Below are 16,526 nucleotides of genomic sequence, written 5' to 3'. Positions count from 1 at the left end.
CCGAAAGATCTGAAGAAACCGGAAGTAAGACTGGAAAAGTTAAATAAAGACCCGCAAGTAAAAGTAGAAAAAGAATTACCGAAAACAGGGGCAGCACATCCATGGATGATGTCAGTTGGTGCGGGAATTTCATTCTTAGTTGGCGGAGTATTATTCGTATTAGGTAGAAGAAGAAAACAATAATTTTTGTAGACGAAAAGCACACTGAGTTCGATAGTTTATCGAATTCAGTGTGCTTTCGTGGTATATAAAATAAAAGCTCCTTCCGCGTATGGAAGGAGCTTTTATTTTTACATATTAAAACATGCTTGAGCTATGCATTGGTTGAAGTTTTGCATTTGGATCGAAGTAAGCTTTTGCATTGTTTACTGCTGTCGGTGCTTCGCCAAATCCACAAGCGATAAGTTTTACTTTTCCTTCATATGTACAAATGTCACCAGCAGCGTAAATGCCAGGAATATTTGTTTCCATTTTTGAATTCACAAGGATGCTATTTTTTTGTATATCTAAGCCCCAGTTTTTAATTGGGCCAAGAGAGGAAACGAAGCCGTAGTTTACAATTACATCATCAACATCGATGATAACTTTTTCTTCAGTTTTTACGTGCTGAAGAACGACTTGTTCAATTTTGTCATCACCAATGAGTTCAACTGGAACATACGGTGTACTTACTTCTGCACGAGAATTCATTAAGTTTTCGACGCTATGTTCATGTGCGCGGAATTTATCACGGCGATGAACGATTGTAACTTTGTCAGCAATCGGTTCTAACATCATCGTCCAGTCTACTGCTGAGTCGCCACCGCCAAATACTACGACGCGCTTGCCAGCAAATTTATTCATATCATCAACGAAATAATGTAAGTTTTTCTTTTCGTATTTTGCTGTACCTTCTAATTCTAAGCGGCGTGGTTGGAAAGCACCATTGCCGGCAGTAATAATGACTGATTTAGAATAGTGAGTTTGTTTATTCGTAACAAGTTTAAATATACCATCAGCTTGTTTTTCAAGCGTATCAACAGCTTCTTCTAAGCAAATGGTTGGATCAAATTTCTTCATTTGCTCTTTTAAGTTATCAACTAATTCTTGTGCGCGCACTTTTGGAAATCCAGCTACATCATAAATGTATTTTTCAGGGTAGAGTGCGGATAATTGTCCTCCAAGTTGAGGTAAGCTTTCAATGATTTTTACACTTGCTTGTCTCATCCCACCATAAAATGCTGTGAATAGTCCTGTTGGACCACCACCAATAATTGTTATGTCGTAAACTTTTTGATTTTCTGCCACTTTCATTCCCCCTATAGATGGAATTTTGATATTGATTTCATATATTGTTCATATGTACACGAAAATCCTGCAAATGATGACACTTTCAAATAAATGATAGCATATTTGAGTTCATAATACTTCTGAAAACGACTGAATTGTGTGTAAGTTTTCGCATAGATGCTTTTTGTATTGTATAAAATATACAGAAAGGAAAATACATGAAAAAAAGGCTGAAAAACCCTTGAAAACGCTATGTTATTTTAAAATATTGATAATTCTCCAGAAGCTTGAATTCTGGAATAAAACCGACTAATATAGGGAAGTATTATGTTAAATTTCTATGACAAAATTCGTACGATTTTTTGACTGCGTTTTGTTATGATATAGAATGTGATAAATTCCACATTCTTGACAAATAGAGTTTTTAGTACTTGGTATTATTTCTCATTACTATTATATAAAGAAAAGGGTTGTGATTTGGTGAAGACTCCAAAAATCGTAGTTTTAGGTGCAGGTTATGGCGGGATGATTACGACTGTTCGTCTGCAAAAAGCATTATCTGTAAATGAAGCTGAAATTACGTTAGTAAACAACAACAGCTATCACTACCAAGCGACTTGGTTACACGAGAGCGCAGCTGGTACATTACAAGATGAAAAAATCTGTCTAGATATTCAAGACGTTATTGATACAAATAAAGTGAACTTTGTACAAGACACAGTAGTAGAAATTAAAGCTGCTGAAAAACGTATTATCTTAAAAGACGGCGAGTTAGAGTATGACTACTTGGTAATCGGTCTTGGTTTCGAATCAGAAACATTCGGAATTACAGGATTAAAAGAGCATGCATTCTCAATCGCTAACATTAATGCAACTCGTGAAATTCGTGAGCATATGGAAGCTAGTTTCGCTAAATATGCAGATGAAAAGCGCGATGAGTTAGTAACAATCGTTGTTGGTGGTGCTGGATTTACTGGTATCGAGTACGTAGGTGAGCTTGCAAACCGTGTTCCTGAACTTTGCAAACAGTACAATGTACCACGTGAAAAAGCACGTATCATCTGTGTAGAAGCTGCTCCAACAGCACTTCCAGGTTTCGATCCAGCATTAGTAGAATATGCTGTAAAACAACTTGAGAAAAAAGGCGTAGAATTCCGCATCGGTACAGCAATTAAAGAAGCAACTGAAGAAGGTATTATTGTTGCAAATGGTGATGATACTGAATTAATTAAGTCTGAAACAGTAGTTTGGGCTGCAGGTGTTCGTGGTAATGGTATTGTGGAAGAGTCTGGCTTTGAAGCAATGCGCGGACGTGTAAAAGTTGATGAGTACATGCACGCTCCAGGATACGAAGAGGTATTCATGGTTGGTGATGCAGCGTTAATCATTAACGAAGAAATTAACCGTCCTTACCCACCAACAGCACAAATTGCAATTCAACAAGGTTACAATATTGCACACAACTTAACTGTATTAGTTCGTGGCAAGGGCGAAATGAAAAAATTCGCATTCGATAATAAAGGATCTGTATGTTCTTTAGGTCATGACGATGCAATGGGTGTTGTTATGGGTAAAAAGTTAACAGGTTGGAAAGCTTCCTTCATGAAGAAAGTAATCGATAACCGCTACTTATTCTTATTAGGTGGACCTTTATTAGTTCTTAAAAAAGGTAAATTAAAGTTCTTTTAATATATAGTAGAAAAAGCAGAAACGGCTAAGCGCCGTTTCTGCTTTTTTTTCATATAATACATGTTTTCGATATAACAATAGAAAGATGGGAGAAATGTTTTATTTGAACATTGCCTTATCATGAAATGGATGAATCCAATGTTTTATTTTCTTCATAATTACATTTCTGCATCTTGATATTTTTTTGTTAACAGTATATCGACAAAATGGGTTTTTTCACTTTTTGAAAAAAGGAAATTTCACAGCGAATTAAAAAGTATAGTATAATATATAGAAAAGAAAGAATATTCTGTCCGTTCGGATGGAGGAGGATGCATCATGGGGAAGCGCGGGAAAGTATGGTTAGCTGTTAGTGGCTTAGTAGCTACAAAAGATGGCAGGTGGCTATTCGTTAAGAAGAAATACAGTGGATTAAAAGGGAAATGGTCTTTACCGGCTGGTTTTGTAAATGAAGGTGAGACAGTTGATGAAGCTGTGAAACGCGAAGTGTTAGAAGAGACAGGCATTGTCGCTCATGTGAAGGGGATCATTGGTGTTCGATCGGGTGTTATTCGTGATGAAATTAGTGATAATATGATTATTTTCCTTTTGGAGCCTGAAGGAGAAAATATTATTGTACAGGAGAAAGAATTGTCTGAAGTGGCGTTCTTACATCCAGATAAGATTGCGGACGATCCGAATACGTCTGTACTTATTAAATATTTGTTAGAAGGAAGATCAGAACTACATCTTGAAGTGGACAAAACATTAAATCCAGGAGAACCATTTGGTTATACAGCCTATCACGTATTTACGGCACGTGCGAAGGAGAGGGAGAAAGAGTGAGTATACCGGTACTACTTATTTCAATGATGTTATTTTTTATTTTGTTCTTTGGAATTGGATTTTTACTCAACATGATTTTGCGAGCTACTTGGGTAATGGTTATTGTGTATCCGATTGTTTGTATGCTTATTATTAATAAAGCGAGTATGTGGGATTATTTTTCAAAACCGAAAGAAACATTTTCTTCATTTGGGACAAGTGTATCGCACTTAGGACAAGCAGACGTGTTTATTCTATCTACTGGATTAGTAGGGGCTGCTTTAGCAGGAGTCGTGATCAAGAAACTTCGGAAAAGCGGATATCAAATGTTTTAATCTCCAACTAAGTTGGAGATTATTTTTTGCATATTCCTTCATCGTATAGGGAATGATTAACGATGAAGGAGTGTGGAATATAAAAATGTTAAAACGATATTGTATTCGCATTATGATGACTTGTTTACTTGCATTTGCATTATGCGTAACATGGAAGGCTTTCACTGGAGTTTCTTTATTAGAGATTGTAAAGACATATGAAGGAATGAGTGCAAAAGAAGTACATGCAGCAGAAGTTAAGAGAAATGTTGCTCCGAGTAAAGAAGTGATAAATGCTTTAGAGCAGGCAAACGACTGGTCTAAATATCGTTCAATTGAAATGACTGCAACAGGTTATACATCGGGGATTGAGTCAACAGGTAAGAGGCCAGGGCATCCAGAGTATGGTATTACATATTCAGGTGTTAAAGTGAAAAGGGATTTATATTCCACAATTGCTGCGGACTTACGCGTATTCCCGATTGGAACGATTCTCTTCGTGCCAGGTTACGGGTATGGTGTAGTAGCTGATAAGGGCGGAGCAATAAAAGGAAACCGTCTTGATTTATATTATGATACGGTGAAAGATGTTTATAGCCAATGGGGTAAGAAAAAAGTAAATGTGTATGTAGTAAAAGTAGGAAAAGGTAAGTTTACAGAAGAAGAGTTAACGATGTTAAATCAAGACGAAACGATGCAAGTGTTTCGTGGTCAATATTTAAAGCAAAGATAGTCTAGTCGTAATTACGCTAGACTTTTTTTCTTGGCTTATTTCATAATAGAGGAGATTTTACACGTCATATAACTGTAGTTAGAATTGTCGCATTTTATCGAAAATAAAGTTATAATGGTGGTAGAGAAATTTAGGGGGTCTGAACATGTTTCAAGTACAAAAAGAATTAGCAGGTCACGAAGCAGTAATTGTCGCTTTATTTGAAGAAGAAAAAATGAGTAGTTTTGTACAAGAACTGGACAAAGCGTTTGAAGGACAATTACAAGTTTTACTAGAAGAGAAAGAATTATCTACGAAGAAAAAGGCCATTTCGAAAGTACATAGCTTAGGAAAAACAAATGTGAAACGGTATTACTTTGTTGGTTTAGGCAAGAAAGAGTCTTATACGACAGAAACGTTACGTGTGGCTCTTGGAAAAACGTTTAAAACACTACAAGCAGCAAAAGTACAAGATGCAGCAATCTTACTTGATTCTTTCGTAACAGAGAAATTAGACGCGATTGATGTCGCTCATATTGCGGCAGAGGTACAAGGCCTTGGTACATATGAGTTACAAACGTATAAATCAGATAAAAAGGATCGTGTAGAGTTAGAGAAGTTCACGGCTATTACAGCGGAAGATGCACAAGAAATTGAAGCAGCATTAACAGTTGGCTACGTACATGGACGTGCAACAAATTCAGCTCGTACACTTGTAAATATGCCGCCAAACGTATTAACAGCGACAAAGCTTGCTGAGTATGCTGTTGAATTAGCGGAGAAATATGATATGGACTATAAAGTTCTTGAGAAAGAAGAGATGGAAGATCTTGGTATGGGTGCGTTACTTGCAGTAAACCAAGGTAGTGTAGAGCCACCAAAAATGATCGCTCTTATTTATAAAGGAAAAGAAGAGTGGACAGATGTCATTGGATTCGTTGGAAAAGGTATTACATACGATACAGGTGGTTATTCTTTAAAGCCACGTGAAGGCATGGTTGGTATGAAAGGTGATATGGGCGGTGCAGCTGCTGTATTAGGTGCGATGGAAATTATCGGTGAACTTCGCCCAGAACAAAATGTGATCGCTGTTATTCCTTCAACTGATAACGTTGTAAGTGGTACGGCATTTAAGCCAGACGATGTAATCACATCTATGAGCGGAAAAACAATTGAAGTATTAAATACGGATGCAGAAGGTCGTCTAGCTTTAGCTGACGGTATTACGTATGCGAAAAAACTTGGTGCAAACTACCTTGTTGATGTTGCCACATTAACAGGCGGTGTAATTGTTGCACTTGGAAACTATACGACAGGCGCAATGACAAATAATGAAGAGTTATTTGAGCAAGTGCTAGAGGCTTCTATGGAAACAGATGAGCCAATTTGGCAACTACCGATTTTTGATCGTGATAAAGAACGTGTGAGAAACAGTAAGTTTGCTGATTTAAATAACTCACCAGGCCGTGAAGGACATGCGGTTATGGCAGGTACATTCCTAGGCGAATTCGCTGAAGATACACCGTGGGTACACTTAGATATCGCTGGAACATCAGAAACAAAAGGCGCGCACGACTTAGGTCCAGCTGGAGCAACTGGTGCAATGGTACGTACACTTGCAACACTTGTGGAGCGTTTCGGAGAAGAATAAGAGTATAAGTGAAGACTGTTCCAATATTTTGGAACAGTCTTCTTTTTTATAGGTTTGTTTATCCTGCTATTTGTCGGGCTGTAAGACCCACACCTCAAAATTCAGTGGAAGCAAAGAAGTGAGGTGGGGTTGCCCGTAAACGCTCAATTGGTGAGGGCTGATTAAAGTTTCACTTTATAAAGAAATCGTATACAAAATCCCATTTAAAGCAAAAGAAGTACGGCCCGTTTCTTCAGAGACAACTAATATAAGTGCATCACTCTTTTCTGATAAGCCTATTGCAGCTCTGTGACGTGTTCCTAGCTCAGGATCAACTTCTGTACTTTTCGTTAAAGGAAGAATATTAGCAGCTGAGACTATATGATTATTTTTTACGAGAACGGCACCGTCATGAAGAGGGTTACCTGGGTAAAATATTGATTCGAGTAATGGCGCAGTTAAATGAGCGTTTAATGTCGTTCCAGTTTGAATGAAAGCTTCAAGCGTCTCATTTCGTTCCACAACGATAAGAGCACCATGTTTTCTAGCGCTTAAATGTTGGATAGCTGTCGTAATAAAAGATGAACTTTCCGTATAAGGTGATAAATATGCCTGAATATAGTATGTAGCTGCCAATGTTTGTACATTTGCTAACATATGATGAATATCTTCCATTTTGCATAAAATACATTCGTCTTCTTTATCGATTGCGTTCCTCATAATCGATAGTTCTTTTTCAGCAATTTCAATCATTTGCTTTGTTTGTATTTTGAGCTCTTCTGACAAGCCCCATTCGTGCATAATCCTCATTCCCTTTAGTGGAGTATTTAACCATAGTGTATACAAATATTCCTAGTAAAATCCTGCTAGATTTTATAAAATATTGAGATACAGCATGTTTTTTTCATATAATAAAGGTATGACGAGCGAGAGGAGAGAGAAGAATGAATTGGAAACAAGAATTTGATCGCTGGCTTTCTTACGCGCAATTAGATGCAGAATTAAAAGAACAGCTAGAAAACATGAAGCAAGATGAGAAGAAAATCGAGGATAGCTTTTATAAAAATCTAGAGTTTGGCACAGGTGGTATGCGTGGTGAACTTGGTGCTGGTACGAACCGCTTAAACGTATATACAGTTCGTAAAGCAACAAAAGGATTAGCAAGCTTTATGGAAAAGCTAGGTGAGGAAGCGAAAAAACGAGGTGTTGTTGTAGCCTATGATTCTCGACATAAATCACCTGAGTTCGCAATGGAAGTCGCTGCTACACTTGGTGCACGTGGTATCACAACATATGTGTTTGAAAGCTTACGTCCAACGCCAGTGCTTTCTTTCGCAGTTCGTCATTTACATACAGTAAGTGGAATCGTTCTTACGGCAAGCCATAATCCGCCTGAATATAACGGATATAAAGTATACGGTGAAGATGGTGGACAGTTACCTCCAAATGAGGCAGATGAGTTAATTAGCTACGTAAATGCAGTAGAAGATGAATTAACAGTTGAAGTCGCTGATGTAGAGCAATTAAAAGCTGACGGTTTATTACATATTATTGGACAAGAAGTAGATGATGCATATGCTGCAGAATTGAACAATGTCATCATTAATAACGAAATGGTACAAAGGGTTGGTAAAGACTTAAAAATCGTCTTTACACCATTACACGGAACATCAAATATTTCTGTACGCCGTGGTTTAAAAGAAGTTGGATTTACAGATGTAACAGTTGTAAAAGAGCAAGAGTTACCAGATCCAAACTTCTCTACAGTAAAATCACCGAACCCAGAAGAGCACGCAGCGTTTGAGTATGCAATTCGTGACGGTGAAAAGGTAGGCGCAGATGTATTAATCGCAACTGATCCTGACGCAGATCGCCTTGGTGTAGCAGTTCGTAATCATAATGGTGAGTTCCAAGTATTAACTGGTAACCAAACAGGTGCTTTAATGCTTGATTACTTACTATCTCAAAAGAAAGAAAACGGAACACTTCCAGAGAACGGTGTCGTATTAAAAACAATCGTAACGTCTGAAATTGGCCGTACAATTGCAAAAGCATACGGTTTAGATACAGTTGATACGTTAACTGGATTTAAATTTATCGGTGAGAAAATTAGACAGTATGAAGAAAGCGGACAATACGAATTCCAATTCGGTTATGAGGAAAGCTATGGTTATTTAATCCGTCCATTCTGCCGTGATAAAGATGCAGTACAATCTGTCCTATTTGCATGTGAAGTAGCTGCATACTACAAATCACAAGGGAAATCTTTATATGATGGTCTATTAGAAGTATTTGAGAAGTATGGTTTCTTCCGTGAAGACCTTGTATCGTTAACGTTAAAAGGAAAAGATGGAGCGGAACAAATCCAAGAGATGATGGCGACGTTCCGTGAGAATCCTCCGAAAGAAGTAGCGGGCTTAACAGTCGTAGCAGTGGAAGACTATAAAGCAAGCATCGTTACATCTTTACAAGATGGACATAAAGAAGAGATTCACTTACCGAAATCAAATGTGTTAAAATATCAATTAGAGGATGGTTCATGGTTCTGCCTACGTCCATCTGGAACTGAGCCGAAGATTAAGTTTTACTTTGGTGTAAAAGATAGTTCTTTACAAAATAGTGAACAAAAGTTACTTACTATTAAAGAAGACATTATGAATCGTTTATAATACAAAGTAATTTTAAGTAGTAAGGAACAAAAGGGAGCGAAATCTCCCTTTTGTTTTATGTAGGAAATAATTGCTATTGATTCCGACAGGAGAGAGGGTATTTTGTGATGAAAAAAGTAAGAAAAGCGATAATCCCAGCAGCTGGATTAGGAACACGTTTTTTACCAGCAACGAAAGCAATGCCGAAAGAAATGTTACCAATAGTAGATAAACCAACGATCCAATACATTGTAGAAGAAGCAGTGAAATCGGGTATCGAAGATATTATTATCGTTACTGGTAAAACAAAGCGTTCTATTGAAGATCATTTTGATAATGCATTTGAACTAGAACAAAACTTATTAGAGAAGAAAAAATATGAGTTGCTTGAAAAAGTACAAGCCTCTTCAAAAATGGTAGATATTCATTATATCCGTCAAAAAGAGCCGAAGGGACTAGGGCATGCTGTTTGGTGCGCGCGTAAATTCATTGGTGATGAGCCGTTTGCAGTGTTACTAGGTGATGATATTGTCCAAGCTGAGAAACCATGTTTACGTCAATTAATGGATGAGTATGAAAAAACACTTTCTTCTGTTATTGGTGTACAAACTGTTCCAGAAAATGAAACACACCGTTACGGAATTATCGATCCATTAGAACAAGAAGGTCGTCGTTACCAAGTTCGCAATTTCGTTGAGAAACCAGCACAAGGTACAGCACCTTCAAACTTAGCAATTATGGGACGTTACATTTTAACGCCTGAAATCTTTATGTTCTTAGAACAGCAACATGTCGGTGCTGGTGGTGAAATTCAATTAACAGATGCAATCCAAAGCTTAAATGAAATTCAACGTGTATTTGCTTACGATTTCGAAGGAAAGCGCTACGACGTAGGTGAAAAGCTAGGATTTGTTCAAACGACAATTGAAATGGCCCTGCAACACCCAGAATTACGTGATGACATGGTTGTAATGATGAAGAAAATTTTAGAAGAACAAGTGAATCAAGAGTCTTAATATAAAAAAAGAGTTATTGCAGCAAGCTGCAATAACTCTTTTTTATTATGAAATCGTCGAATGAGAATGCTGATAAGCAGAATGACGCACAGCATAGTATATGCGAGGGGCGATAATAGCACCGATAATTGTAAATACAATATCTTTTACTGCAAACCACATCATAATCATCCAAGCAGCTTTATAGCTCATATTACCGCCCATAAAGAGATTGACTGCCCCGTACATGTAAGTAGTACCGATTATATAAGTTAAAATAATTCCTGTGAAAGAGGCAATCGCAAATGTAATGAATGTTGGTCTTTCTTTTTGTTCTACTAGTTTCCCCGATACGTAAGCAACGATAATAAATGCGATAATAAAACCACCAGTAGGATCTAAAAGTGCTCCAAATCCAGCCTTGAAGTTAGCGAAAATTGGTGCGCCGGCTACGCCAACGAGCATATAAACAGTCATGGATAAAGCACCAAGTCTACTTCCAAGAAGAAGACCTGCTAAAATTGCGAAAAATGGTTGCATAGATAATGGGATACCTGCTACTTGAAGGAATGGTGCCCAAGATACAATATTTGCACCGATGGCCATAAGAGCAACGAACATGGCAGCTAATGCTAAATCTAAAACATGTAATCTCCTCATAATGTTAACCTCCTGTTGTTTTTAGGTTAACATTATCGTAGCTAAAATATTTACTTGTTGTCAATCAAAATATTTTGATAAGAAGGCTTTAAATAGTCTCTTAACAACGTATATGGAATACGAAATTGCGGAATTCCACTTGAATACGGAGCAATCTCATATAAAGGGAAATAAATGACGAGATTGTCTGGCTCTAAAAAGAAGTGAAACTTTTTCATACTCATTACCTTTTCAGTTGCATCAGGAAAATAAATACTTTCATTTTGTTTAATTTGTCTTACAATCTCTGCACGGATTACATCTTTATATTTATCTTTTTGTTGAAATAAATCGTCTAAGTGCAGTAGCTTTTTTTCTTTTAAATCAAATGTATTTGCCTTCCACGTATAAAGACCGTGTGCTCCGCCAGTATATTGATAGTAATTCACATATAGGCTAAGAAAAGGTGGTTTGTTTAAAGAGACTTTATAATCAACATTTGCTACGTACGGATGAAATGGTGTACTAGATCCTTCTGTCTCTTTATAGTATTTTTTTGCTTCTTTTTCTAATTTGTTTTTAAATTTGTCAGTGGATTTTTTGTAGTATAAATTGAGCTTATTTTGAAATGTAGAGTCAGAAAAGTTGTGAAAAGAAGGCCTATTTATTTGATATTCTATATAAGGTTTCTTACCTTTTTGCGTTACAGTCTTAACATCGATTGTCAGGTTAGATGCTTTGGCTGTTATTGCACAATTTGGTACAATAGTCAGCAAGGAGAACATAAGCAGTAATATACAAAATTTCTGTTTCATTTAGGTGAAGCCTCCTTATATAAGTGTTATAAGTAGTTTGAAAATAAATAGGTAAAATTATACATTTAATTAAAGCAAGAGAAGGAGGAAGCGATATGGCAAAAACTTTAATGGATTCACTTGGAATTGAGTTGTTAGAGATGACAGAAGATAAGGTGGTTGCTACGATGCCTGTTGATGAGCGTACGCATCAGCCATTTGGATTTTTACATGGCGGTGCATCGGTTGCATTAGCAGAAACAGTGGCAAGTGTTGGTTCATACAATTTAATTGATCAAGAAAAATGTATTTGTTTCGGATTAGAAATTAATGCAAACCACATTCGCTCAAAGAAAGATGGAATTGTAACAGCGATCGGAACACCGATACATAGAGGACAATCGACAATGGTTTGGGATGTTCGTATTATTGATGAAAATGATGATTTACTATGTATATCAAGATGTACAGTAGCAATTAAAGAAAAACGTGAAAAGTAAAAAAGAGGCGCTCTTATGAGCAGCCTCTTTTTCTTATAATTAGAACTGGATTTTCTTCTCTAAGAAACCTTTTAGTTCGCTAATTGGCATACGAACTTGTTCCATTGTATCACGGTCACGTACTGTAACAGCTTTGTCTTCAACTGAGTCGAAGTCGTATGTGATACAGAATGGTGTACCGATTTCGTCTTGACGACGGTAACGTTTACCGATAGAACCAGTTTCATCAAAGTCTACCATGAAGTCTTTAGCTAATTCTGCGAATACTTCAGTAGCACCTTCAGATAGCTTTTTAGATAATGGTAAGATAGCTGCTTTGTATGGTGCTAAAGCAGGGTGGAAACGAAGAACTGTACGAGAATCGTTTTCTAATTGCTCTTCTTCATATGCATCACATAAGAATGCTAATGTTACACGGTCTGCGCCTAAAGATGGCTCGATGCAGTATGGTACGTAACGCTCATTCGTTTGTGGATCGATATAGTTAAAGTCTTCGTTTGAGTGTTCCATGTGACGTTTTAAGTCAAAGTCTGTACGAGATGCAACGCCCCAAAGTTCGCCCCAACCGAATGGGAATTTGAATTCAATGTCAGTTGTTGCATTACTATAGTGAGATAACTCTTCTTCACCGTGGTCACGAAGACGCATGCTCTCTTCAGTCATACCAAGTGAAAGTAACCAGTTTTTACAAGTTTCACGCCAGAATGCGAACCACTCTAAATCTTCACCAGGCTTACAGAAGAATTCAAGTTCCATTTGTTCGAATTCACGTGTACGGAATGTGAAGTTACCAGGTGTGATTTCGTTACGGAAACTCTTACCGATTTGGCCAATACCAAATGGAAGCTTTTTACGCATAGAGCGTTGAACGTTTTTGAAGTTTACGAAAATACCTTGTGCTGTTTCAGGACGAAGGAAGATTTCGTTTGTGCTAGACTCTGTAACACCTTGGAATGTTTTGAACATTAAGTTGAACTGACGGATTTCAGTGAATTCTTCACTACCGCAATCAGGACATTTTACTTCATGTTCTTTCATTAAGTCAGCCATTTGGTCGAAAGTAAGACCATCAACAACCATTTCGATGCCTTTTGCATCTAAAGCATCCTCAATTAATTTGTCAGCACGGTGACGAGCTTTACATTTTTTACAGTCGATCATTGGATCGTTGAAGTTACCAACGTGACCAGAAGCGATCCAAGTTTTAGGGTTCATTAAAATAGCTGCGTCTAAACCAACGTTGTATGGAGATTCTTGAATGAATTTTTTCCACCAAGCTTTTTTAACATTATTTTTTAATTCGATTCCAAGTGGACCGTAATCCCAAGTGTTTGCAAGACCACCGTAAATTTCAGAACCAGGGAAAACAAAACCGCGATGTTTCGCTAAGTTTACAACTTGTTCCATTGAATACATAAGAAAATCCTCCTTTTGAAAGTTAACGTATTGGCGATGACATACTCTGATACTTTGGAAACGAGCAGTATAGCTAAAAAGAACATAAAAAAACGCTCATCCCAAGGCTTATTTGCCTAGGGACGAGCGTTTGCCCGCGGTTCCACCCTAGTTGATACACAAAAGGTGCATCCACTTTATCATGTATTGCTCGGGACTGCCGTTTCCTTGCGGCTTCAGGCTTTCACTATCCCTGAATCGCTTTTTATGCAAGTACTTATAAGTCCGTCATCGCTACTTATATTAGTAATAATGAACATATTCTAACACGTTCTTTTTTAAATCTCAATAGAGGAACGCGTCTATCTATGATAGAGTCTCGCCTATTTTTTCATTATTTATTCCGTAATTTTCTTTAATATGCTTAATTGCTTCACGCTTACTTAATGGAGCGAGCTCGTTGTTTTGCACGTATTCCCAAACTACATCCGGATTTGTTTTTGCATATTCACGAAGGACCCAGCCAATCGCTTTTTGAATGAAAAATTCTTTTGAAGAATGTAGTTGTCCAATAATCCAGAAAAGAAGTTCTTCATCCATCTTTTGTTTATATTTCAGTTGGAATAAAATAGCGGCGCGTTGTAACCATATGTTATCTGATGCAATCCATTTTGGAATATAAGCAGAAATCAATTCTGGGTGTTTTAAAAAGATAGTCCCTAAGAATGTAGGGACGATGCTATCGACAGAGTCCCACCAAGATTTTGTGACAATAAGTTCTTCTAAGAAGGGGATATGAGTTTCGTTTATATGTTTTTTATATTTTTGCATAATATCAAGTGCGGCCGCTTGGAATTCACGTTCTGGTAAGTCCCAAAGCTCACGTACGATAATTTGGAAGTCTTTTTTATCTGGGAGAGTATGTATTTGAATGATGTCTTTTAATAATTGGCGTCTTTCCGGTGTTTGAATACCTAGAAATGGGAAGTGATTTTTCATATAACGAGCCATAGGTTCTGCTTTTTCAGGATTTTTATGAGCTGTGAAATGCTCTTGTAATGCTTTTACAAATGGATGCATAAGTGTTTCTCCTCTCTTATTCTCTATCTTCTCTTATTATACAAAGAGTTTGGATAAATTTTAAAACATAACTTGCAATGTAATGAAATATGTTGAAAGTAGAGAGGAGAGGATAAGATGGAGGATCAAGGCGTACTAGCAGGTTTCTTTGCTCTTAGTTTTGCGTTTATTCTTGTTATATTGATTTGGGCAATTATTTCATATTTGTTAACGGCTTTTGCACTTTATTCGATGGCGAAAAATGATGGTGCAACGGACGGGGTGCTTGCGTTTATTCCGTTTTTGAATAGTAAGACGTGGGGTGACTTAGCGAAAGATAAATTACCAGATTTTTTGAAAGAAGAAGCAGGGTGGAAAGTGTTTGGTATATATGTTGCATGTTTCATTTTTAATTTCGTACCAATTATAAGTTTACTAGCAACAGCTGTATCGATTGTATTGTCTATTTATCTTATCTACGCTATTTTAGACAGATATGGAACGAACTCTATATTATTTACGATTATTCATGTAATCACATTTTCGGTGTTCTTACCGATTCATTTATTTATTATTCGAAATGAACCGGTGAGATATAAAGAGTAGATTTTTCGTTTTTGTTGATAAGTCGATATATTTTAGATATAAGTAAAAAAGCGCCCTGATTATCAGAGCGCTCTTTTTACTACATAAGGTAGCGTAAATAAATATAAATGTGAGAAATGATTAATGAAACGATCATAATTGGGAAACCGACTTTTAGGAATTCCATGTAACTAAATTTATGTCCTTCGCGGCTCGCAATACCTGCAACGATTACGTTAGCAGAAGCTCCGATTAATGTTCCGTTTCCACCGAGACAAGCACCTAGTGCTAATGCCCACCATAATACATCGATTTGTGCGTCAGATGGTGATAAGCCTAGCCCAACTGCCATATCGTTAATAAGTGGAATCATTGTTGCGACGAATGGGATGTTATCAATTGTTGCAGAGGCGATACCAGATACCCATAAAATAAGGATGGATGCGTAAGAAATATCTCCGCCTGTTATACCAATTACTTTTTGAGCTAACATTTTGATAAGACCGATATCGATAAGTCCTCCAACAAGTACGAATAGCCCTGCGAAGAAGAAGATTGTTACCCACTCTACGCTTGCAAATACTTCTTCAATTTCATGCTCTTTCACACCAATTAACATAAGTACAGTAGCACCAGTTAAGGCAATGATAGCCGCATCAATATGGAAAATAGAATGAGTCATGAAACCTACAATCGTAAGTCCAAGCACCGTTAAAGATTTTTTCATTAATACTGGATCTTTAATGTATTGTTTTTCATCTAAGCTCATTAATTTTTTAACCTGTACAGGATCGGCAATTAATTGTTTACGGTACATGAAGTAAAGTATTATTGCTGTAACTCCAATAATAATAATTACGATTGGTGCTAGATTCAATAGGAAAGCATTGAAGTCTAAATGCTTATTGGCAGAACCAATCATAATGTTAGGTGGATCACCAATTAATGTTGCCGTTCCCCCAATGTTTGAAAAAATAATTTCAGAAAGTAGATATGGAACAGGATTTACTTGCAGTATGCGCGTAATAGATAAAGTAACTGGAACAACAAGAAGTACAGTTGTAACGTTATCTAAAAATGCGGAGCCAAGCGCGGTAAGTAGGGAAAGGGAAATTAAAATTTTAATTGGATTTCCTTGTGCCCCTTTTGCTGCTTTAATGGCAACGTATTGGAAAACACCTGATTTACTCGTAATGTTCACCAAAATCATCATACCGATGAGTAGCGTAATCGTTCCCCATTCAATATGTTTCGTAAAGGCGTTATGTAAATCGACGACCCCCACAATTACCATGAATGCTGCACCAAGAAGTGCGATGACAGCGCGATTAATTTTTTCAGAAATAATAATGGCATATGTAATTAAAAAGACTGCGATAGCAAAATAATACTGCCAGTTAGCGAGTTCTTGCGTTGTTTCGTGCAAAAATCTCATCTCCTTTCATTCATTTTTCTTAGTGTGTCAAATATTAACTAGATGAAACACACATAAC

17 protein-coding genes are annotated in these 16,526 nt (G+C 37.0%); 10 read left to right on the top strand and 7 right to left on the bottom strand.

All coding sequences use genetic code 11. From position 1 onward, the window contains the following. The coding region (locus BUA87_RS22030; RefSeq protein ID WP_072940829.1) for an LPXTG cell wall anchor domain-containing protein at positions 1-183 on the top strand (183 nt) is incomplete at its 5' end. 114 nt (positions 184-297) lie between these two features. On the opposite strand, the gene BUA87_RS22025 is transcribed toward BUA87_RS22030, so the two are convergent. Further along, positions 298-1,287: an NAD(P)/FAD-dependent oxidoreductase gene (locus BUA87_RS22025; protein ID WP_000829772.1), complete on the bottom strand. Its 990-nt coding sequence runs from the start codon at positions 1,285-1,287 to the stop codon at positions 298-300. A 462-nt stretch (positions 1,288-1,749) separates the two neighbouring features. Between BUA87_RS22025 and BUA87_RS22020 the strand changes: the two genes are divergently transcribed. From BUA87_RS22020 to pepA, 5 genes are all read left to right on the top strand, one after another. Beyond that, entirely contained in the window at positions 1,750-2,958 is a 1,209-nt protein-coding gene (locus BUA87_RS22020; RefSeq protein ID WP_000856602.1) for an NAD(P)/FAD-dependent oxidoreductase, read from the top strand. 318 nt (positions 2,959-3,276) lie between these two features. After that, positions 3,277-3,783: an NUDIX hydrolase gene (locus tag BUA87_RS22015; protein ID WP_000517993.1), complete on the top strand. Its 507-nt coding sequence runs from the start codon at positions 3,277-3,279 to the stop codon at positions 3,781-3,783. After that, a complete protein-coding gene (locus tag BUA87_RS22010; RefSeq protein WP_000027016.1) occupies positions 3,780-4,097 on the top strand; it encodes a YuiB family protein in 318 nt (105 codons plus the stop codon). The genes BUA87_RS22015 and BUA87_RS22010 overlap by 4 nt, the downstream gene beginning before the upstream one ends. An 85-nt stretch (positions 4,098-4,182) precedes the next feature. Then, positions 4,183-4,809 (top strand): 3D domain-containing protein, encoded by a 627-nt coding sequence (locus tag BUA87_RS22005; protein WP_002094181.1) that lies wholly within the window; start codon positions 4,183-4,185, stop codon positions 4,807-4,809. Between the two features lie 145 nt (positions 4,810-4,954). After that, positions 4,955-6,439: a cytosol aminopeptidase gene (gene pepA, locus BUA87_RS22000; RefSeq protein WP_072940826.1), complete on the top strand. Its 1,485-nt coding sequence runs from the start codon at positions 4,955-4,957 to the stop codon at positions 6,437-6,439. 174 nt (positions 6,440-6,613) lie between these two features. Here the strand turns inward: pepA and cdaS are convergent, their stop codons facing one another. After that, positions 6,614-7,219 carry a sporulation-specific diadenylate cyclase CdaS gene (cdaS, locus tag BUA87_RS21995; protein ID WP_000545250.1) on the bottom strand — a complete coding sequence of 202 codons (606 nt, stop codon included), beginning with the start codon at positions 7,217-7,219 and terminating at the stop codon, positions 6,614-6,616. Positions 7,220-7,362: 143 nt separating this feature from the next. On the opposite strand from cdaS, the gene BUA87_RS21990 reads away from it, so the two are divergent. Together BUA87_RS21990 and galU are read left to right on the top strand one after the other, a co-directional pair. Further along, positions 7,363-9,087, top strand: coding sequence for a phospho-sugar mutase (locus BUA87_RS21990; RefSeq protein ID WP_072940822.1), 1,725 nt, complete (start codon positions 7,363-7,365; stop codon positions 9,085-9,087). A gap of 107 nt (positions 9,088-9,194) precedes the next feature. Further along, positions 9,195-10,082, top strand: coding sequence for a UTP--glucose-1-phosphate uridylyltransferase GalU (galU, locus tag BUA87_RS21985; protein ID WP_071714559.1), 888 nt, complete (start codon positions 9,195-9,197; stop codon positions 10,080-10,082). Between the two features lie 45 nt (positions 10,083-10,127). On the opposite strand, the gene BUA87_RS21980 is transcribed toward galU, so the two are convergent. Both BUA87_RS21980 and BUA87_RS21975 read right to left on the bottom strand, forming a co-directional pair. Further along, positions 10,128-10,721 carry a biotin transporter BioY gene (locus BUA87_RS21980; protein ID WP_072940819.1) on the bottom strand — a complete coding sequence of 198 codons (594 nt, stop codon included), beginning with the start codon at positions 10,719-10,721 and terminating at the stop codon, positions 10,128-10,130. Positions 10,722-10,771: 50 nt separating this feature from the next. Continuing rightward, on the bottom strand, positions 10,772-11,515 hold the full coding sequence (locus BUA87_RS21975; protein ID WP_000810334.1) for a DUF3298 and DUF4163 domain-containing protein: 744 nt from the start codon (positions 11,513-11,515) through the stop codon (positions 10,772-10,774). Between the two features lie 95 nt (positions 11,516-11,610). Between BUA87_RS21975 and BUA87_RS21970 the strand changes: the two genes are divergently transcribed. After that, positions 11,611-11,994, top strand: coding sequence for a hotdog fold thioesterase (locus tag BUA87_RS21970; RefSeq protein WP_001140612.1), 384 nt, complete (start codon positions 11,611-11,613; stop codon positions 11,992-11,994). Between the two features lie 39 nt (positions 11,995-12,033). Here BUA87_RS21970 and BUA87_RS21965 read toward each other — a convergent pair whose 3' ends face one another. Further along, entirely contained in the window at positions 12,034-13,410 is a 1,377-nt protein-coding gene (locus tag BUA87_RS21965) for a glycine--tRNA ligase (protein WP_000287154.1), read from the bottom strand. Positions 13,411-13,755: 345 nt separating this feature from the next. After that, a complete protein-coding gene (locus BUA87_RS21960; RefSeq protein ID WP_000553298.1) occupies positions 13,756-14,469 on the bottom strand; it encodes a DNA alkylation repair protein in 714 nt (237 codons plus the stop codon). 117 nt (positions 14,470-14,586) lie between these two features. Between BUA87_RS21960 and BUA87_RS21955 the strand changes: the two genes are divergently transcribed. After that, positions 14,587-15,054, top strand: a complete 468-nt coding sequence (locus BUA87_RS21955; RefSeq protein WP_000390061.1) for a hypothetical protein — start codon at positions 14,587-14,589, stop codon at positions 15,052-15,054. A 79-nt stretch (positions 15,055-15,133) separates the two neighbouring features. On the opposite strand, the gene BUA87_RS21950 is transcribed toward BUA87_RS21955, so the two are convergent. Further along, on the bottom strand, positions 15,134-16,459 hold the full coding sequence (locus BUA87_RS21950; RefSeq protein WP_072940816.1) for an ArsB/NhaD family transporter: 1,326 nt from the start codon (positions 16,457-16,459) through the stop codon (positions 15,134-15,136). Positions 16,460-16,526 lie beyond the last annotated feature (67 nt).

This window comes from Bacillus sp. bc15, assembly GCF_900142585.1.
GTDB lineage: Bacteria > Bacillota > Bacilli > Bacillales > Bacillaceae_G > Bacillus_A > Bacillus_A cereus.
The sequence above is the reverse complement of the archived record's forward strand: the minus strand, read 5'-3'. Positions and strand labels throughout refer to the sequence as shown.

Bases quoted from the DNA above. Each gene is read 5' to 3' on its own strand.
- galU (WP_071714559.1), top strand. From the start codon at position 9,195: ATGAAAAAAGTAAGAAAAGCGATAATCCCAGCAGCTGGATTAGGAACA.
- BUA87_RS21970 (WP_001140612.1), top strand. From the start codon at position 11,611: ATGGCAAAAACTTTAATGGATTCACTTGGAATTGAGTTGTTAGAGATG.
- BUA87_RS21960 (WP_000553298.1), bottom strand. From the start codon at position 14,469: ATGCATCCATTTGTAAAAGCATTACAAGAGCATTTCACAGCTCATAAA.
- BUA87_RS21980 (WP_072940819.1), bottom strand. From the start codon at position 10,721: ATGAGGAGATTACATGTTTTAGATTTAGCATTAGCTGCCATGTTCGTT.
- pepA (WP_072940826.1), top strand. From the start codon at position 4,955: ATGTTTCAAGTACAAAAAGAATTAGCAGGTCACGAAGCAGTAATTGTC.
- BUA87_RS21965 (WP_000287154.1), bottom strand. From the start codon at position 13,410: ATGTATTCAATGGAACAAGTTGTAAACTTAGCGAAACATCGCGGTTTT.
- BUA87_RS21955 (WP_000390061.1), top strand. From the start codon at position 14,587: ATGGAGGATCAAGGCGTACTAGCAGGTTTCTTTGCTCTTAGTTTTGCG.
- cdaS (WP_000545250.1), bottom strand. From the start codon at position 7,219: ATGCACGAATGGGGCTTGTCAGAAGAGCTCAAAATACAAACAAAGCAA.
- BUA87_RS21990 (WP_072940822.1), top strand. From the start codon at position 7,363: ATGAATTGGAAACAAGAATTTGATCGCTGGCTTTCTTACGCGCAATTA.
- BUA87_RS22005 (WP_002094181.1), top strand. From the start codon at position 4,183: ATGTTAAAACGATATTGTATTCGCATTATGATGACTTGTTTACTTGCA.
- BUA87_RS22015 (WP_000517993.1), top strand. From the start codon at position 3,277: ATGGGGAAGCGCGGGAAAGTATGGTTAGCTGTTAGTGGCTTAGTAGCT.
- BUA87_RS21975 (WP_000810334.1), bottom strand. From the start codon at position 11,515: ATGAAACAGAAATTTTGTATATTACTGCTTATGTTCTCCTTGCTGACT.